This is a genomic window from Cellulomonas hominis (assembly GCF_014201095.1).
Classification (GTDB): Bacteria; Actinomycetota; Actinomycetes; order Actinomycetales; family Cellulomonadaceae; genus Cellulomonas; species Cellulomonas hominis.
The window spans coordinates 1,502,490-1,520,587 of sequence record NZ_JACHDN010000001.1 but is presented as its reverse complement, the minus strand read 5'-3'; the positions used below and the strand labels follow the sequence as shown (position 1 = coordinate 1,520,587).

At 75.2% G+C, this 18,098-nt stretch carries 17 protein-coding genes; 10 read left to right on the top strand and 7 right to left on the bottom strand.

Features of this window, described 5'->3' with window-relative positions; all coding sequences use genetic code 11:
• Positions 1–48: 48 nt before the first annotated feature.
• Complete coding sequence (locus HNR08_RS07210; RefSeq protein ID WP_221286322.1) at positions 49–513, top strand: hypothetical protein; 465 nt, start codon at positions 49–51, stop codon at positions 511–513.
• Here HNR08_RS07210 and HNR08_RS07205 read toward each other — a convergent pair.
• Complete coding sequence (locus HNR08_RS07205; protein WP_146836992.1) at positions 510–1,523, bottom strand: glycoside hydrolase family 43 protein; 1,014 nt, start codon at positions 1,521–1,523, stop codon at positions 510–512. The two genes, HNR08_RS07210 and HNR08_RS07205, sit on opposite strands and share 4 nt — an antisense overlap.
• Positions 1,524–1,605: 82 nt before the next feature.
• Here HNR08_RS07205 and HNR08_RS07200 point away from each other — a divergent pair, with 82 nt between their 5' ends.
• The 6 genes from HNR08_RS07200 to HNR08_RS07175 all read left to right on the top strand — a co-directional run bounded on the left by HNR08_RS07200 (position 1,606) and on the right by HNR08_RS07175 (position 8,431).
• Positions 1,606–2,643: a LacI family DNA-binding transcriptional regulator gene (locus HNR08_RS07200; protein ID WP_146836989.1), complete on the top strand. Its 1,038-nt coding sequence runs from the start codon at positions 1,606–1,608 to the stop codon at positions 2,641–2,643.
• 150 nt (positions 2,644–2,793) lie between these two features.
• Positions 2,794–4,056, top strand: a complete 1,263-nt coding sequence (locus tag HNR08_RS07195) for an ABC transporter substrate-binding protein (RefSeq protein ID WP_146836986.1) — start codon at positions 2,794–2,796, stop codon at positions 4,054–4,056.
• A gap of 79 nt (positions 4,057–4,135) precedes the next feature.
• Positions 4,136–5,110: a carbohydrate ABC transporter permease gene (locus HNR08_RS07190; RefSeq protein ID WP_146836983.1), complete on the top strand. Its 975-nt coding sequence runs from the start codon at positions 4,136–4,138 to the stop codon at positions 5,108–5,110.
• Positions 5,110–5,982 (top strand): carbohydrate ABC transporter permease, encoded by an 873-nt coding sequence (locus HNR08_RS07185; RefSeq protein ID WP_146836980.1) that lies wholly within the window; start codon positions 5,110–5,112, stop codon positions 5,980–5,982. The genes HNR08_RS07190 and HNR08_RS07185 overlap by 1 nt, the downstream gene beginning before the upstream one ends.
• Positions 5,979–7,250: a family 1 glycosylhydrolase gene (locus HNR08_RS07180; protein ID WP_146836977.1), complete on the top strand. Its 1,272-nt coding sequence runs from the start codon at positions 5,979–5,981 to the stop codon at positions 7,248–7,250. The genes HNR08_RS07185 and HNR08_RS07180 overlap by 4 nt, the downstream gene beginning before the upstream one ends.
• A 176-nt stretch (positions 7,251–7,426) precedes the next feature.
• Positions 7,427–8,431 (top strand): LacI family DNA-binding transcriptional regulator, encoded by a 1,005-nt coding sequence (locus HNR08_RS07175; RefSeq protein ID WP_146837035.1) that lies wholly within the window; start codon positions 7,427–7,429, stop codon positions 8,429–8,431.
• Between the two features lie 35 nt (positions 8,432–8,466).
• On the opposite strand, the gene HNR08_RS07170 is transcribed toward HNR08_RS07175, so the two are convergent.
• The 6 genes from HNR08_RS07170 to HNR08_RS07145 all read right to left on the bottom strand — a co-directional run bounded on the left by HNR08_RS07170 (position 8,467) and on the right by HNR08_RS07145 (position 15,589).
• Complete coding sequence (locus HNR08_RS07170) at positions 8,467–11,073, bottom strand: glycoside hydrolase family 78 protein (protein WP_146837038.1); 2,607 nt, start codon at positions 11,071–11,073, stop codon at positions 8,467–8,469.
• Between the two features lie 73 nt (positions 11,074–11,146).
• Positions 11,147–12,469: an MFS transporter gene (locus HNR08_RS07165; protein WP_168431460.1), complete on the bottom strand. Its 1,323-nt coding sequence runs from the start codon at positions 12,467–12,469 to the stop codon at positions 11,147–11,149.
• Positions 12,470–12,672: 203 nt separating this feature from the next.
• Positions 12,673–13,140 (bottom strand): ATP-binding protein, encoded by a 468-nt coding sequence (locus HNR08_RS07160; RefSeq protein WP_168431459.1) that lies wholly within the window; start codon positions 13,138–13,140, stop codon positions 12,673–12,675.
• Between the two features lie 83 nt (positions 13,141–13,223).
• Positions 13,224–13,703 carry a GNAT family N-acetyltransferase gene (locus HNR08_RS07155; RefSeq protein ID WP_146836971.1) on the bottom strand — a complete coding sequence of 160 codons (480 nt, stop codon included), beginning with the start codon at positions 13,701–13,703 and terminating at the stop codon, positions 13,224–13,226.
• A 19-nt stretch (positions 13,704–13,722) separates the two neighbouring features.
• On the bottom strand, positions 13,723–14,541 hold the full coding sequence (ppk2, locus tag HNR08_RS07150; RefSeq protein ID WP_146836968.1) for a polyphosphate kinase 2: 819 nt from the start codon (positions 14,539–14,541) through the stop codon (positions 13,723–13,725).
• Positions 14,542–14,581: 40 nt separating this feature from the next.
• Complete coding sequence (locus tag HNR08_RS07145; protein ID WP_146836965.1) at positions 14,582–15,589, bottom strand: Abi family protein; 1,008 nt, start codon at positions 15,587–15,589, stop codon at positions 14,582–14,584.
• A gap of 233 nt (positions 15,590–15,822) precedes the next feature.
• Between HNR08_RS07145 and HNR08_RS21605 the strand changes: the two genes are divergently transcribed.
• The 3 genes from HNR08_RS21605 to HNR08_RS07130 all read left to right on the top strand — a co-directional run bounded on the left by HNR08_RS21605 (position 15,823) and on the right by HNR08_RS07130 (position 18,005).
• Positions 15,823–15,981, top strand: a complete 159-nt coding sequence (locus tag HNR08_RS21605; protein ID WP_168431457.1) for an ABC transporter permease subunit — start codon at positions 15,823–15,825, stop codon at positions 15,979–15,981.
• Between the two features lie 98 nt (positions 15,982–16,079).
• Positions 16,080–16,442, top strand: coding sequence for a YtxH domain-containing protein (locus HNR08_RS21600; protein ID WP_246581791.1), 363 nt, complete (start codon positions 16,080–16,082; stop codon positions 16,440–16,442).
• A gap of 18 nt (positions 16,443–16,460) precedes the next feature.
• Complete coding sequence (locus tag HNR08_RS07130) at positions 16,461–18,005, top strand: FAD-dependent oxidoreductase (protein ID WP_146836959.1); 1,545 nt, start codon at positions 16,461–16,463, stop codon at positions 18,003–18,005.
• Positions 18,006–18,098: the final 93 nt, after the last annotated feature.

The following is an 18,098-nucleotide window of genomic DNA, read 5'->3' as shown; positions in this document are numbered from 1 at the left end:
CCGTCTACGGTGGACCGGACGACCCGCACCCCACCCGGAGGGACGCCCGTGCCCAGCACCCCGCCCGCCACCCGCGTGCTCGCCGCCGCCGTCACCGGCGCCGCGACCGCCGCGTACTACGCCACCCCCGACGTCGTGCGGTCGCGCACGGCGCGGGGCTGGCTGAAGGCCGGGCTGTCCCTGGTGGCGGCCGCCGGGTCGTTCCCGGAGTCCCGCCGCGCCGGCGCCGCGGCCGAGGCCGCGCGGGTCGATCGCGGCGACCCGCCGCTGCGGGAGGCGTTCGAGGCGACACCCGCTCGCGGCCGCACCGCCGTGGTCGCCGCGGGGGCGGTGGCCGTCGCCGGCTCCGCGGCGGGCGTGGTGGCGCTCGAGCGCTGGATCTTCCGCCGCGGAGAGGCCCGCGCGGCCGCGGGCGTCCGCTGGGCGCACACCCGGACGGCGGTGGTCCTGGGCGTCCTGGCCGCCGCGGTCACCCTCCTCCCGGACCCGGACGCCCCCGCCGACGCGCGCTAGTCCGGCGGGGTGCCGTCCGGGCGGAGGAGCGTCGTCGACGCCGGGACCGGGCGGGTGTCCGGGACCGGACGGCCCCAGACGGGGCGGCCGGCCGCGTCGAACGGGAGCACCTGCGCCCGCGCGTGGCGGTTCGGGTCCCACAGCGGGTCGCCCTCGATCTGGGTGTACGTCCGGGCGTGGTAGACGAGCACGACCTCGCCGTCGGGGGTCTCCGTGAACGAGTTGTGCCCCGGCCCGTACTGCCCGGCGTCCGGGTCGCTGACGAACACCGGGTCGGGGCTCTTGGTCCAGGACGCGGGGTCGAGCAGGTCGGCGCCGGCGTCGGCGGTGAGCAGGCCCATCGCGTACTCGGGCCCGGTGGCCGCGCCGGAGTAGGTCAGCCAGACCCGGCCCCCGCGGACGAGCACCGACGGCCCCTCGTTCACCCAGAACCCGGCGACCTCCCAGTCGTGCTCCGGCCGGCTGAGCAGCACCGCCGGCCCGGCCAGCGTCCACGGGTCCGCCATCGGCGCGATGTAGAGGTTCGAGTGCCCGCGGACCGCGACGTCCTGCTGCGCCCAGACCAGGTACTGCGTGCCGTCGAGGACGAACGTCGTGGCGTCGAGCGCGAACGACTCCCACCCGGTGTCGACCTGACCGCGCTCGGTCCAGGCGCCGGCGAGCGGGTCGGCGGCGGTGTTCTCCAGCACGAAGACCCGGTGGTTGAACGTCTCGGCGGCGCCGGGGGCGTCGGCCCGGCCGACCGCGTCGGGGGCGGCGGCGTAGTAGACGTACCAGGCGTCGCCGACGCGGTGGAGCTCGGGCGCCCAGATGAGGTGCGACTGCGGCCCGTCGGCGTGCCGCTCCCAGATCGTCACCTCCTCGGCCGCCTGGAGGTCCTCGAGGCGGTCGGCCCGGCGCAGCACGATGCGGTCGTACTGCGGGTGCGAGGCCGTGAACCAGTAGGTGCCCTCGTGCCGGAGGACGGACGGGTCGGCCCGCTGCAGGACGATCGGGTTCGGGATCGGCACGGCGACTCTCCAACGTTGTAGGGCGGCTGGCGCCGAGCGTAGTGGCCCCGCCGCGCCGGTTCAACGTTGTAAGGTTCCGACCGTGGCAGCGCACGCAGGGGAGGGACCGGCGCCCACGCTCCGCGACGTCGCGGAGGTCGCCGGGGTCTCGTTCAAGACGGTCTCCAACGTCCTCAACGACCACCCGCAGGTCCGGGAGGCGACCCGCGCGCGGGTGCTCGCGGCCGTCGAGCAGCTCGGCTACCGGCCGAACCTGTCCGCCCGGAACCTGCGCCGGGGCCACAGCGGCGTGATCGGCCTGGCCGTCCCCGAGCTGAGCCAGGCGTTCTTCGCCCAGCTCGCCGACGACGTCATCCACACCGCCGCCGCCCGCGGGCTGGTCGTGCTGGTCGAGCAGACCGGCGGCGACCGGGAGCGGGAGCTCGAGGCGCTGCGCAGCCCGCGGCTGTCGCTGACCGACGGCCTGCTGCTCGCCCCGTTCGGCCTGACCGAGGAGGACGCCCGGGCCGCCGCCCCGGGCGCGCCGCTGGTCGTGCTGGGCGAGCCGCTGTTCCCCGGCGCCGTCGACCACGTGACGATGCAGCACGAGGCGGCGGCGCGCGCGGCGACCGAGCACCTGCTCGGGCTCGGCCGGCGGCGGGTGCTGCTGCTCGGTGCGCACGCCGGCGAGACCACCAGCGTCGCCGGGCTGCGGCACGCCGGGTACGTGGCGGCGCTCGCGGCCGCCGGGATCCCGGTGGACGACGCGCTCGTCGTGCCGATCGAGATCTGGGACCGGCCGAACGGCGCCCGGGCGATGGCCGCGGCGCTGGACGCGGGCACCCGCATGGACGCGGTGTTCGCGATGAACGACGACCTGGCGCTGGGGGCGCTGCGCTCGCTGCAGGAGCGCGGGCTCCGGGTGCCGCAGGACGTGGCGCTCGTGGGCTTCGACGACGTGGCCGACGGCCGGTTCACCTACCCGAGCCTGACCACGGTGGAGCCCGGGCGGCACGACGTCGCGCGGCTGGCGGTGGAGTACCTGCAGGAGCGGATCGCGGACCGCCGGGCCGGCGAGCTCGCCCCGCGCGTCATCGCCCCGGACTTCCGGCTGGTGGTCCGGGAGTCCACGACGCTCTGACCGGGGCCGCCGGGCGCGCCGCTGACCTGGGGTCGCGCGCCGCCCGCACCGCGGGGGTTGACAGCCCGCCGCGCCGCCCGGCACCATCGCACTTACAACGTTGACTTACAACGTTGTACCGGGAGCAGACGCACCGAAAGGTCATCCGCAATGAAGCGCACACCCGCACTCCTGGCCGCCCCGGTCTGCCTGATGCTCGCCCTCACGGCGTGCTCCGGCGGTGGCGGCTCCTCGTCCGGCTCGGACGGTCCGGTCGAGCTGACGTTCTGGCACGGCTACACCGAGGCCGACGGCGACGTGCTCGAGCAGATCGTCGAGGACTTCAACGCCGCGCACGACGGCGAGATCGCGATCACCACCGAGGTCAACCCCTGGGACGTCATCGACGACACGTTCCTGCCGGCCCTGTCCGCCGACAACGGCCCCGAGCTCGTCGCCATGCCCGCCGAGCGTCTGCCGGTCTACGCCGACCGCGGCGCGTTCGTCGACCTGGACGACTTCTACGCCGGCGACGAGGCCACGCCCGACCTCAACCAGGGCGCCCTCGACATGGTCACCGTGGACGGCACCGCGTACGGCGTCCCCACCGGCTTCGTGCCGCTGACGATGTTCTACAACAAGGCCCTGTTCGCCCAGGCCGGCGTCGAGGTCCCGACCACCTGGGACGAGTGGGTCGCCGCCGCCGAGGCGCTGACCGTCGACCAGGACGGCGACGGCACGCCGGAGCAGTACGGCCTGGTGCTGACCGACCACGCGACCGTCGGCAACGGCGTCTGGCCGACGCTGTTCTACGGCAACGGCGGCGCGATCGTGGAGGACGGCGAGGCCGTCATCGACTCCCCGGAGAACGCCGAGACGCTCGAGTTCTGGCACGACGCGATCGCCGCCACGCAGCTCAGCCCCACCGGTGTCGACGGCATCGCGGGCGACGGCCTGTACTCCAGCGGCCGCGTCGGCATGTACATCGGCGGTCCGTGGATGGCGTCGATCTCCGAGGAGAACGGCATCGACTACGGCATCGCCCCGATCCCGGCCGGCCCCGAGACCCAGGCCGCGTCCGCGATCGGCGTCGCCATGGCCCTCACCGAGCAGGCCGACCAGGCCCAGCAGGAGGCCGCGCAGGAGTTCTTCCGCTACTTCCTGGCGCACGAGCAGGCCGTCACGTGGTCCCTCGGCTCCGGCTGGCCGCCCCTGCGCACCGACGTGACCACGGACGAGGTCGACGAGAACCCCGTGGTCGCGGCGCTCACCGAGCAGGCCGAGCTCGGCCGCCCGCTGCTGCCCGGCGTCGTGAACAGCACCGACGTGCTCACCGCGGTCGACGACCTGACCCAGCGCGCGATGGCCGGCGAGCCGGTCGACGAGCTGCTGGCCGAGGCCCAGACCGCCGTCCAGGCCGCGCTGGACGACTGAGCACCTGAGCGCCGGCCGTCGTCCCCCGGCACCCCCTGACGGGGGGCGGCGGCCGGCCCCCGCACCGAGAGGTCCCACCATGAGCACCGCGCAGGCAGTCCGCTCGCGCAAGCGCGCCTACCGCGCCCCCGCCCCCCTGGGCGGCCGCGGCGCCGGCCGGGCACCCGCCCGCACCCCGCGCGGCGGCCGCCGCCGCACCCGCACCGCCCTGGCGTTCCTCGCACCCGCGCTGCTGGTCCTCGGCGTCTTCGTCGTCTGGCCGATGATCTCGGCGCTGCAGATGTCCTTCACCGACGCCAGCGGCTTCGGGCAGGCCGAGTGGGTCGGGCTGGAGAACTACACCCGCATCTTCACCGACCCGGACATCCTCGACGCCGTCGGCAACACCGTGCTGTACGCGGTGCTGTTCACCCCGACCGCGGTGATCGTGGCGCTGGCCCTCGCCCTGCTGCTCAACGACCCGCGGCTGCCGTTCCGCGGCCTGTTCCGGACGGCCCTGTTCCTGCCGTTCATCATCTCGCTCGCCGTGGGCGCGCTGGCGTGGTCGTACCTCATCGACCCGCAGGTCGGGCTGCTGCACTACTGGCTGCGCGGCCTCGGGATCGACCTCGGCAACGTGCTGCAGGACCCGACGCTCGCCATGCCGGCCGTCGCGCTGGTCGCCGTGTGGAAGAACTTCGGGTTCTACATGGTGATCTTCCTGGCCGGGCTCCAGGACATCCCGGGCTCGCTGTACGAGGCCGCCAAGATGGACGGCGCCGGCGCCTGGTCCCGGTTCCGGCACATCACGCTGCCGATGCTGTCGAACACCACCGCGTTCGTGCTGATCTTCGCGCTCATCGCGGCCCTGCAGGCGTTCGACCAGATCTACGTCATGACCGGCGGCGGCCCGTACGGCAGCACCCAGACCGTCGTCATGGAGATCTACGAGTCCGGGTTCCGCAAGCTCGAGCTCGGGTTCGCCTCCGCCCTGTCCTACGTGCTGCTGCTCGCCACGCTCGTGCTCAGCCTCGTCCAGTTCGTGTTCTTCGGCCGCCGCGAGGAGGAGCGCTGATGTCCGCCGTCACCCTGCCGGGGGTCGCCGCCCGGCCCGCGCCCCGGCGCCGCCGGCTGCGCCCCTCGACCGTGCTGCTCACCGCCGCCGTCGTCGCCGCGACGCTGGTCGCGCTGCTGCCGCTCGCCATCGTCCTGTTCACGGCCTTCAAGCCGACGGCCGAGGTGAACGCCTTCCCGCCGACGCTGCTGCCGGACGCGTGGACCACCGCGAACTTCGAGCGGATCTTCGCCGACCTGCCGTTCGGCCGGCTCATCGCGAACTCGTTCCTGTTCGCCGGCGGGGTCACCGTGTTCGCACTGGTGTTCGACTCGCTCGCCGCCTACGCCCTCGCCCGGATCGACTTCGCGGGCCGGAAGGCGCTGCTGGTGGCGATCGTCGCGACGCTGATGATCCCGTTCCAGGCCACGCTCATCCCCGTCTACCAGATCGTCAGCGACCTGGGCTGGGTCAACACGTTCGCCGGCCTGATCGCGCCGCGCGCCGCCGACGCCTTCGGGATCTTCTTCCTGCGGCAGTTCTTCATCTCGCTGCCGCGGGACCTCGACAACGCGGCGCGGATCGACGGCGCGTCCGAGCTGCGGGTGTTCACGCAGATCGTGCTGCCGAACGCCCGGCCCGCGCTGATGACGCTCGCGATCTTCGTGTTCGTCAACAACTGGAACGACCTGCTCTGGCCGCTGGTGTTCACCACGCAGCGCGAGATGGGCACCATCACCTCCGGGCTGACGCTGCTCACGGGCCCCGGCGGCATCGTGCCCTACGGCGTGATGATGGCCGGCGCGCTGGTCGCGGTCGTGCCGCTGGTCGTCGCGTTCCTGTTCGTGCAGCGGCGGTTCATCGAGTCGATCGCCACCACGGGGCTCAAGTGACGGCCCCGGACCGGCGCTGGTACGACGACGGCGCGCTGCACTTCGGCCTCGGCATCGAGGACACGTTCGTCCCGCAGACCCGCCCCGGCGAGCGCGCGATCGACGAGTACGAGCTGACCGACCACTACGCGAAGTACGCCTCCGACCTGCAGCTCGCGGTCGACGCCGGGGCCACCTTCCTGCGCTGGGGCGTGCCCTGGTACCGGGTCAGCCCCGCCCCGGGGCAGTGGGACTGGTCGTGGGTGGACCGGGTGGTCGACCGGTTCGGCGAGCTCGGGCTGCGGCCCGTCGTCGACCTGCTGCACTACGGCACCCCGCTCTGGCTGGACCGGCAGTTCGCGCACCCCGACTACCCGAAGGTGGTCGCGGAGTACGCGGTCGCGTTCGCCGAGCGGTACGGGGAGACCGTCACCGACTACACGCCCGTGAACGAGCCGATGATCCACGCGCTGTTCTGCGGCGTGTACGGCTACTGGCCGCCGTACCTCACCGGGGACACCGGGCTCACCACGATGGTCCGCAGCCTCGGCGAGGGGTTCGTCCGCACCCAGCAGGGCATCGCGGAGGTGCTCGGCGACCGAGCGACGTTCGTGCACGTCGACGCCTCGATGCGGTACTCGGGGGACGTGCACGGCGAGCACCGCGCCCGGGCCGAGCGGCTGCGGCACCAGGCGTACCTCGTCGAGGACCTGGTCACGGGCCGCGTCGGGGAGGGCCACCCGCTGCTGGGCGTGCTCCGCGGCGGCGGCCTGGACGACGCGTCGCTCGCGTGGTTCGCCGAGCAGGCGGTGCGGCCGGACGTCATGGGCGTCAACTACTACCCGCGCATCTCCACCGAGGTGTTCGAGGAGGGCGTGCACCACGGCGGCGGCTTCGCCGACCCGCGGCCCACCGAGGACGCCGGGGTGGCCGGGCTGGTCGAGGTGCTCACCGAGGCCGAGCGCCGGTACGGGGCGCCCGTCATGCTCACCGAGACCGCCGTCACCGCCGGGCGGGCCGACCGCATCGCGTGGCTGCACGAGTCCGTCGCGGCGATCCGCGCGCTGCGGGCCGTCGGGCACCGGGTCGTCGGGTACACGTGGTGGCCGGTGTTCGACATGTACGAGTGGACCTACAGGCACGCCTCGGGCCCGCGGTCCGACCACCTCCTGACGATGGGTCTGTGGGACCTGGTCGAGGACGGCCGCGGCGGCCTGGACCGCGTGCGCACCCCGGTCGCGGACACGTTCCGCGCCCTGGCCACGGACACCCGGGCGAACACCCGCTGACCCCGACCCCACCGCGCGGTGCCGGTGTGGTCCCGGCCCCGCCGCGCACCGGCTACCGTGGCGGGCGCCGGGGCGTCCCGGCTCCGGCCGCGGGGCCGGCGGGACCGACGGGAGCGGGTGTGGGCCGACAGGCACGCGGGCCGGGCGGCGGCGTCGCGGTCGAGGGGCGCGCATCGATGGCGGACGTGGCCGCGCGCGCCGGCGTGTCGGTGGGCACCGTGTCCCACGTGCTCAACCACCCCGAGCGGGTCACCGAGGTCACGCGCAGCCGGGTCGAGGACGCGATGCGCGCGCTGTCCTACCGGCCGAACCGGCTCGCGCGCTCGCTGGCGGGCGGCCGCAGCTCCGCGATCGGGCTGGCGATGACCGACCTGAGCAACTCCCTGTTCGTCGACATCGCGCGCGGCGCCGGCGAGGAGGCCGAGCGGGCCGGCATGAGCGTCCTGCTCGCGGACGGGGCGAACGAGATCGGCCGGGAGCTCCGGAACCTCGAGCTGTTCGAGGAGCTGAGCGTCGCCGGCAGCATGATCACCCTGAGCGACGAGGAGCACATGGCGGCGCTCGTCGGGGGGCGCTCGTCGGACCGGCCGCTGGTCCTGCTGAACTTCCCCGCCCCCGCGGCGTGGTTCTGCAGCGTCGCCGTGGACAACGAGCACGGCGGGCACCTCGCCACCCGGCACCTGCTGGACGCCGGGCGCCGGCGGCTGGTGTTCGTCGGCGGCCCGGACGTGCTGCGGCCCGTGCACGACCGGCGCACCGGCTTCCGGCGCGCCATGGCCGAGGCGGGGCTCGTGGCCGTGGCGGAGCACCAGCCGGACGCCATCAACCGCGCCGACGGCTGGGAGGTCGGGCGCCGTCTGGCCGCGGACGTCCGGGCCGGACGGGTCGACGGCGTCGTGGCCGCCTCGGACCTGCTCGCCGCGGGCGCCCTGCAGGCGTTCCTCGCGGAGGGTCTGGCCGTGCCGGGGGACGTGGCGGTCGTGGGCTACGACGACAACCGGGCGGCCTGGGACCTGCCGGTGCCGCTCACCACGGTGGCCCAGCCCGGCACGGAGATGGGCCGGCACGGCGCCCGGCTGGTCGTGGCCGAGGCGCGGGACGCCGCGCAGCACCGGCACGAGGCGGTCGTCCTGCGGCCGCACCTGCTCGTGCGCGCGTCCACCCCCGCCCTGCCGGCCTGACGCCGGGCGGCCCGCCGGCCCCGCCCGGCCGCGCCTCAGCCGGCGACGCCCGCCAGCAGCGGCGCGCGCAGCTCGTGCGTGCCGTGGCCGACGACGCGGGGCGCGGCGCCGGGCACGTCGACCTCGGCCTCGGACCCGACGGGCACCGTGAACCGCACGTGCAGCTCGTCGCCGTCCACCCGCCAGGCCACCGCCGCCTCGCCGTACGGCGTGCGGTGCCGGACGGTGGCGTGCGTCAGCCCGCCGCCCGGGCGCGGGGCCACCCGGATCCGCCGGTATCCCGGCGCCGCGGGCGCCAGCCCGCCCACCACCCGGTGCAGCCAGTCGGCCACGGACCCGAGCGCGTAGTGGTTGAACGACGTCATCTCGCCGGGGTTCACCGTGCCGTCGGGGAGCATGCTGTCCCACCGCTCCCAGATGGTCGTGGCGCCGAGGTCGACCATGGCGAGCCAGGACGGCGAGGTGCGGCCCAGGAGCAGCTCGTACGCGGCGTCGAGCTGGCCGGTCGCGCTCAGGGCGTCGGTGACCAGCGGGGTGCCGGCGAATCCGGTCCCGACGGTGCCGCCGCCCGCGCGGACCAGGTCGGCCAGGCGCCGGCCCGCCCGCAGCCGCGCCGCGTCGTCGGGCAGCAGGTCGAACGCGATCGCCAGGGCGTGCGCCGTCTGCGTGTCGTGCAGCGGGTCGTCGGTGAGGTACCGCGCGCGGAAGGCGGCCCGCACCTCGGCCGCGAGCGCGTCGTAGCGGCGGGCGTCGTCGTCGCGCCCGATGACTTCGGCGGTGCGCGCGACGGCCCAGGCCGAGCGGGCCAGGTAGGCGGTCGCGACGAGGTGGGGGTCGGTGCGGGCCTGCAGCGGGTCCTCCGGCGGGGCGGTCGGGTCGAGCCAGTCGCCGAGCTGGAGCCCGGTGTCCCACAGGCGCGTCGGCCCGGCGAGCGCGGCGACCTTGTCCACCCAGGCCGTCGCCCCCGCGTACTGCCGCTCGAGCAGCGCGCGGTCGGCGGACCGCTCGTGCAGGGCCAGCGGGGTGAGCGAGGCGGCGTCGCCCCAGCCGGCGATGTCCTGGTCCGGGCGCCAGAACCGCCCGCCGGGGATCCACGGGGCGTAGACGGGCGCGGTGCCCCCGAACCGGCGCTGCTCGGAGGCGAGGGTCCGGAACCAGTCGGCGAGGAAGCCGTGCACGTCGTACAGGGAGGCGGCGGTGGGGGCGAACGCCTGGATGTCGCCGGTCCACCCCAGCCGCTCGTCGCGCTGCGGGCAGTCGGTCGGGATGTCGACGAAGTTGGACCGCAGGCTCCAGACGACGTTCTCGTGCAGCCGGTCCAGCGCGGGGTCGGAGGACGTGAACCAGCCGGTCCGGTCCATGTCGGAGTGCAGCACGCGGGACACGACGTCGCCGGGCCGCAGCTCCCCGGGCCAGCCGGTGATCTCGGCGTAGCGGTAGCCGTGCACCGTGAAGCGCGGCTCCCAGGTCAGGGCCGCGCCGGCCGACACGAGCTCGTCGGTGGCCGCGGCCTCCCGCAGCGTGCGGGTGTACAGCGCCCCGTCCTGGAGCACCTCGGCGTGCCGGGCCCGGAAGACGGTGCCCGCGGGCGCCTCCGGGACGCGGAGCCGGAGCCGGCCCGAGTGGTTCTGGCCGAAGTCGAGCAGGTAGGACCCCGGGCCGGTCCGGGTGACGGTCACGGGGGCGAGCTCGGCGGTGCAGCGCACGGGCGGCCCGTCGGGCGCGGCGAGCACGGCGGGGTCGAGGGGGTGCACCGCGACCGGGTGCCAGCCGCCGTCGTCGAACCCCGGCCCGGACCACCCCGCCGGCAGCAGCCGGGCGTCGAACGTCTCGCCGTCGTACAGGCTCGCCCGCGTGAGGGGCCCCGGCGCGCTGCGCCAGTCGCCGCCCGTCGCGACGACCGTGGTGCCCTCGGCGGTGGTGACCTCGAGCTGGGCGAGCAGGCCGACGTGCGTCCCGTAGATGTCCCAGGTCCCGCCCTCGAAGCCGAAGCGGCCGCGGAACCAGCCGTCGGCGAGCCAGGCGCCGACGGCGTTCCGGCCCGCGCGGACCAGCCCGGTGACGTCGTAGGTGACCGTGCGGAGCCGGTCGTGGTACGGCGTCCAGCCGGGCACGAGCTCGTGGTCGCCCACGCGCGCGCCGTTGAGCTCCACCTCGGCGAGCCCGTGCGCCGTGACGTGCAGGCGGGCGTGGCGGACCTCGCCCGCGACGTCGAACTCGTGGCGCAGCAGCGGCGCCCGGCGCTCCTCCCGGGAGCCCTCGGCGTACCCCGGGCCGACGAGGGCAGCCCGCCAGTCCGCTGCGGCGAGCCCGCGCTCGGCGACCACCTCGGCGCTCCACGGCCCCCAGGCGCCCGCGACGTCCCGGGTCCGCACGCGCACGACGGCCCGCTGCCGGGGCTCGAGGTCCGGGCCGGGCCAGGGCACGAGCACCTGGTCGGCGGTCGGGAGCACGGAGCTCGCCGCGGCCACCTCGGTGCCGTCCGGCGCGGTGACGCGCCACGCGACCTCCGCCGCCGCCTGCCGGTAGGCCGCCGGTGCGTGCGCCACGGACCAGGACAGCCGCGGGCGCGCCTCGTCGATGCCCAGCGCGGGCTGGGGGTGGTGCTCGACGCGGACGACGGGGGCGGCGGGCGTGGTCATGGGTCCTCCGGGACTGCTGGGGTACGAGGTGGCGGGGCGCCCGGCGGTGCCGGGCGCCCCGGGGGCGGGCGCGTCAGCGCACGCGGGCGCCGTCCCGCGGTTCGGCGGCCGAGGGTGCGGCGGGCAGCGCGGGGTCGACCTCGTCGTCCGCGACCCGCGGGTAGCGGTTGATCCACAGCACCCCGATGAGCCCGCCCGCCGCGATGCAGGCCGCGACGAACCAGAACAGGATGCTCGGGCTGGCGTCGAGCAGGGCCGGGGTCCAGAGCGCCACGACCGCGGCGACGACGCGGGTGAGCGCGATCATCACGCCCTGGGCCGTGCTGCGGTAGACCGTCGGGAAGAGCTCCTGGGCCCAGATCTTGAACATCGGCTCGCCGGCGACGGCCCCGGCGATGGAGCCGATCACCCCCATGGTGACCAGGGTCCACACCTGGACGCCCAGCACGGCCGGGATGACGTACGCCACCGTGTAGGCGATTGCCATGCCCGCGAACCAGCGCATGCGGTTCGAGCCGTCGACGATCCGCATCAGCAGGTACGTCGCGCCGAACGCGATGAGGAAGGTGACGAACGAGACCGTCGACGCGAACTGCACCGTGGAGCCGGCCAGGTTGACGTAGATGTAGGTGTTGAACTGCCCGCCGGTGTTCGCGCCGACGTTGACCAGCGCGTAGAACAGCGCGACGGCGATCATCGGGGCGAGGTACGGGCCGGTGACCAGCCGCTTGAGCGTGCCGAGGTCGACGTCGTCGCCGGTGACCGAGCCGCCCGCGGCGCCCCCGTGCGCCGCCGCCCACCGGTGGGACTCGGGCATCCGCGACCGCAGCGCCATGACGACGAGCGCGACCACCGTGAGGTGCGCGTAGAGCAGCCGGCCGCCGGTGACGCCCATGCCGCCGACGACGATGCCGAGGAGCTGGGCGGCGAGGATGCCGACGAGCCACAAGATGTGCGAGAACGAGATGAGCTTCCCGCGCGCGCCCTCGGGCGCCTCCTCCGCGATCATCGCCAGGGACACCGGCAGGTCGGCGCCGACCGCGAGGCCGAGCAGCACGACGCCGGCGTAGAGCAGGCCCGGCCCGCCCGCGGCCACCATGAGCGCGGCGCCGACGGTGTAGACGGCCATCGTCACCATGAAGACGCGGCGGCGGCCGTACAGGTCGCCGAGGCGCCCGCCGATGAGCGCGCCGACCGCGATCATGAAGGTGAGCAGCGCGGAGAGCCGGCCGATGTCGCCGGACGTGAGCCCGAGCGGCTCCTGGTAGAGGACGAGCGCCGTGCCGGTGCTGATGATCGCGGCGGCGTCCAGGTAGGACGCCATGCCGGCGACCGTCGTGCGGTACCAGATCCTGCCCGGGATGGCGGCGGCTGCGCCGCTCCGTGAGGTCTCCATCGAACCCGTGTCTCCTGTCGATCGGCGGTGATCGTGCGGCCGTCGTGCGGCGGTCCGCGAGTGAAGCGTTTCAATTGATGCGCTTCAAAGTGAAGCGCGCGGAGGCTCCGGGTGTCAAGCAGCGATCACGGAGGCGGGCGCGGCGGCCGGGACGCGCCCAGGTCGCGGCCCGGGTCGGCCGGGGTCCAGCCGGGCGGCGGAGGTCAGCCCTGCGCGGGGAAGATCGCCCAGACGTGCTTCGTCGACTCCGCGGTGTACCAGCCGACGTCCTGCGACAGGCGCCGGGCGATCAGCAGGCCGAAGCCCCCGGCCCCGACCGGGCGCTCCCCGGCGAGCATGGGGATGGACTCCAGGTCGCTGTCGCACACGTCCAGCAGGTAGTCCCGCTCGTCGGTGTGCAGCGACAGGACGGTCGGCGGCAGGCCGTGCTGCAGGGCGTTGGTGGCGAGCTCGGACGCCACGAGCACCATGTTCTCCGGCACCCGGCCGAGGGTGAGCTGCGGGGCGGCGTGCGCGGCGGTGACCTCGTCGAGCAGCTCGCGCCGCACGCGGGCCAGGTCGGTGACCGAGTCCAGGGCCCACGCGCGCACCGGCGTGAACCGGTCCGGGGGGACGGACGACACCAGGCCCGCGTCGGACTCCGGCCGGGCTGGCCCGTCGCCGCTGTGCACCACGTCTCCTCCATGGTCTGGACTACCGGCCGTGACGACGGTAGGTCCGCGCGCCCCGGCCCGCCACCGCGGCAGGGCGCCCGTCACGCCGGCCGCGACTCCCGCGTGAGGAACACCGAGCTCGGGCTCTCCCGGTAGGACCCGAACGGCGGGCACTCCGCGAACCCGGCGCGGGCGTACAGCGCCCGCGCGGCCGCGAACCCGTCCTCGGTCCCGGTCTCCAGGCTGACCCGCGCGTACCCCCGGGCGTCCGCGAGGGCGAGCAGGTGGTCCAGCAGCGCGCCGGCCACCCCGCGCCGCCGGGCCGCGGCTGCGGTGTGCATCGACTTGATCTCGCCGTGACCGGGCGAGATCTCGGTGATCGCCCCGACGCCGAGCAGCTCGCCGCCGGCCCCGTCGCGGGCGCTGACGAACGTCACGTGCGGCGCGGTCAGCGCGTCCACGTCGAGGGCGTGCACGTCCTCCGGCGGGCTCTGCTCGTGCATGAGCTCCAGGTGCCGGGTCAGCAGGGCCCGCACGTCGGGGGAGCGCGGGTCGTCGGGGGTGATCGCGAGCGTCGTCATCGCCCGCGACGGTACCGCCTCAGTCGTCGCGCTCGGGGTCGCCGACCAGGCTCGCGGCGTGGTCCGGCACCGGCCGCGCGAGGTCCCGCGGCGGCCGCTCGTACCCCGAGGTGGCCGCCGGCCGGTCCGGCAGCTCGATGGGCGTGCCGTCGACCGGGTGGTACGGGATCGACCCGAGCAGGTGCGCGATCATGTTGAGCCGCGCGTTCCGCTTGATGTCGGACTCCACGACGAACCAGGGGCTGGTCGGCAGGTCGGTGTGCGCGAACATCTCGTCCTTCGCGCGGGAGTAGTCCTCCCACCGCGTGATGGACTCCAGGTCCATCGGGCTGAGCTTCCACCGGCGCACCGGGTCGTTCCGGCGGGACTTGAACCGGCGCAGCTGCTCCGCGTCGGACACGGAGAACCAGTACTTGCGCAGCAGGATGCCGTCGTCGATGAGCATCTGCTCGAACCCCGGCGTCTGCTGCAGGAACCGGGCGCGCTCCTGCGGCGTGCAGAACCCCATGACCGTCTCGACGCCGGCGCGGTTGTACCAGGACCGGTCGAACAGCACGATCTCCCCGCGGGCGGGCAGGTGCGTGATGTACCGCTGGAAGTACCACTGCCCGCGCTCGCGCTCGGTCGGGGCCGGCAGCGCCGCGATCCGCGCGACCCGGGGGCTCAGGTACTCGGTGATCCGCTTGATCGTGCCGCCCTTGCCGGCCGCGTCGCGGCCCTCGAAGACGACCACCACGCGGGCCCCGGTCGTCCGGACCCACTCCTGGAGGTGGACCAGCTCGGACTGCAGCCGGAACAGCTCCGCCTCGTACACATCCTTGGGCACCTTGGGCGTCATGTCCGGACGGTACGCCCGCGCGGCCCCGAGCGGGAGACCCTCAGCCGGTGCGGCCCGGCCGCCACAGGTCCAGATCGCGCCACCCCTCCGGCATCCCGAGGGCGGCGAGGGGCAGCGGCGCCGACGCCGGGAACGCGTCGAGCAGTGCCACGAGGCGGCGGCACCAGTGCTCGTGCGCGTCGAGCGACCGCAGGAGGTAGGCGATCACGGCCAGAGCGTTGTACGCGCCGAACGCACCCTGGGGGTGGTCGGCGGCGCGGAGGTGGTCGAGCAGCGGCGCGAGCCCGGGCCGGGGCCGGCTCGGCGCGTGCTGCAAGCGGCGGTTGAGCAGACGGGCGTGATGCGCCGCGACGTTGCGCACGTAGTTCAGGCTCGCGAGCCAGCTCGACATCAACCGCTTCGTCGGCACACCGAACGCCTCGGCGATCTCCCGTGCGGCGTCGTCCACGAGGCCCTGGTAGAGGCGGGACAGGTGTCCGAGCTCGAGGATCTCGGTCAGCGCCCAGATCGGCATCTGGCCGTCGTACTTCTCGCGGAAGTGCGCGACGAACGCCTCGTCCGAGCCGTCCCGGCGCCGTGCCACGCGCTCCAGCCATTCGGCGTGCCTGCTCGGGCGCGTCGCCCAGCCCGTGCGCTCGTCCGTCCGGTGCTGGACGAACGAGGGGACGAACGTGGCAGGGTCGAGGTGGGCGAACGCGGACCGCCGCCCGAGCGCGTAGCCGACCTGCATCCGCGCGGCGACCTCGATCCGCTCCACCCCGTCCAGGACGAGCAGGCGGAGCCGGCGGTCGAACTCGATGACCTGCGCCACGTGCTCGATCGACGCCCCGGGCCGGTAGTCGCTGAGGACGGTCGTGGTCGTGCGCCCGTGCTCGTCCCTGTGCTGCTCGGACCGCTGGAACGGGTACAGGTAGCCGGTGAGCCGGTAGTAGCCGACGGCGCGCAGGAGCGCCGCGGTCCGTTCCGCCGGCTCGACGTCGACGCCGCGATCGGCGAGCTTGCGGACCTGCTGGTCGAGCGAGTTCCACGGCTTGGTGTACTCGCCCATCACGCCTCCGACCTCAGAAAATCAGCCCGCCACCTGACGGTGACGGGCTGATCGTGATGACCCGAGCGTAGCGTCCCTGCAGCGCCGCCGTCCACCGGCCCTGCGGCGCGATCCGCCAGGTCAGGCCGACCGGCGGACCACCAGCGAGCAGTCCGTGAACACCTCCGTCGGCGGCCCCTCGCCCCCCGCGACGCGGGCCGCGAGCAGGTCGGCCGTTCTTCGGGCAGATCCCGGTGTCCATCGAGGAGGCCGCCCACATCGACGGCGCCGCCACCCTGCGCACATTCCGGTCCGTCGCGCTGCCGCTCGCCCGGAACGGCTTCCTCACGGTGTCGTCGGTGATCTTCCTGGTGTCCTGGGGCGAGTTCCTCTACGGCATCACGGGGCGGTGAAGTAGGGCCGGCGGGGGTCGCGCGCTCGCCGGGCGGGCCGCGACCCCCGCGCCTACGCTCGGTCGGACCACCAGGACGAGCGGAACCGGAGGTAGGGCATGAAGGGCAAGCTGGCATTCGTCCTCGGCGCGGGGGTGGGCTACGTGCTCGGGACCCGCGCGGGCCGCGCGCAGTTCGAGAAGATCAAGGGCTGGGCGTCCGACGCCTGGCAGGACCCGCGCGTGCAGTCCACCGTGGACGACCTGGAGTCGTCGGCCGCCCGGTTCGCGAAGGACCAGGGTGCGGCGCTCAAGGACAAGGCCGTCGAGGCCGTGAAGGGCGCGGTCGCGCGCACGAAGGGCGACGGGGACGACGACGTCGACGTGCGGACGACGCCCCCGGCCGGCACGACGCCGACCACCCCCGTCACGCCGCCGGCGCCGACGACCCCGCCCACCCCGCCGACGCCGCCCGCCGGCTGACCGGGCCGGGGCGTCGAGGTGGTCTCCCGGACGTCCCTCTGGTGGGACCGGCGCCCGGCGCCGGCCCACCCGCACCACCTCGCGCCCGGCACCGACCCGCGCCCGGCGGACGAGCCCGCCGACGTCGTCGTGGTCGGTGCCGGGCTGACCGGCCTGACCACCGCGCTGCTGCTCACCCGCGCCGGGCTGCGGGTGCTCGTCCTCGAGGCCCGGACCGTCGGCGCCGGGACGACGGGCCGGAGCACCGCGAAGATCAGCCTGCTGCAGGGCGACCGGCTCGCGTCGCTGGCCGAGCAGCACGACGACCGGGTGGCCGCCGCCTACGCGGAGGGGTCCGCCGAGGGCATGGACTGGCTGCTCCGGTACCTCGACGACCACGACGTGCCGTACCAGCGCCGCGAGGCCGTCACGTTCGCCACGACCGCCGACGGCCGGGACCGGGTGGAGGCCGAGCTCGAGGCCGCGCGCCGGGCCGGCGTGCCGGTCGGCTGGCGACGACGCACCGACCTGCCCCTGCCCGTCACCGGGGCCATCGGGCTGGCCGACCAGGCGCAGGTCGACCCGCTCGACGTGCTCGGCGCGCTCGCGGCCGACGTCGTCGCCCGCGGCGGTCGCGTGGTCGAGGGCGTGCGCGTCCTCGGCATGCACCACGGCCGGGGCCTCACGAGCCGCACCGGGCGGGCCGTGCTGCGCACCACCGCGGGGGACGTGACCTGCGACGCCGTGGTGCTCGCCACCGGGACGCCGATCCTCGACCGCGGCGGCGCGTTCGCCCGGCTGCACGCGCTGCGGTCCTACGCGCTCGCGTTCCGCGTGCCGGAGCCGCCGCCGGCGAGCATGGCGATCTCGGTGGACGCCGAGACGCGCTCGATCCGGTCGACGCCCGCCGGCGCGGACGGCCCGGACGCGCTGCTGGTCGGTGGCGCGGGGCACCCCGTGGGCCGGCGCGTGCCCACCGGGGCCTCCGTGCGGGAGCTCCTGGAGTGGACCCACCGCCACGTCCCCGGCGCGGAGCTCACGCACGTGTGGTCCGCGCAGGACTACGCCGCCGCCGACGGCCTGCCCCTGGTCGGCCGGCTGCTGCCCCTGGACCCGCGGCTGCACGTCGCCACCGGGTACGCGAAGTGGGGGATGACCACCGCCGTCGCGGCGTCGCTCGTGCTCGCGGCCGAGCTGCTCGGCGACCACCCGCCGCGGTGGGCCGAGGCGTGGCGGCCGTGGGGCCGGCACGAGGTCGCCGGTCTCGGCGAAGCCGTGCGGCTGAACGCCGGCGTCGGGCGGCGCCTCGCGGGCGGCTGGACCGCCCCGCGCCCCGCCGCCGGGCGGAGGCCGGACCCGCCGGAGGGCCAGGGCGGCGTCGAGCGAGCGGGCGTCCGGCCGGAGGCGGTGTGCACCGTCGGCGGCGTGACCCGGCGGTTCTCCGCGGTGTGCCCGCACCTCGGGGGCGTCGTGACGTGGAACGAGGTGGAGCGGTCCTTCGACTGCCCGCTGCACGGCAGCCGCTTCGCGGCGGACGGCTCGGTCCTGGAGGGCCCGGCCACCCACGGCCTGGCCCCGCGCTGACGCCGCCGCCCTCCCGGCCGAGGTGCGGCGAGGTCGACGGTTCCGCGCGCGCCCCGGCATGTCGCCGCGGCGTGTCCCGCGAAACCGTCGACC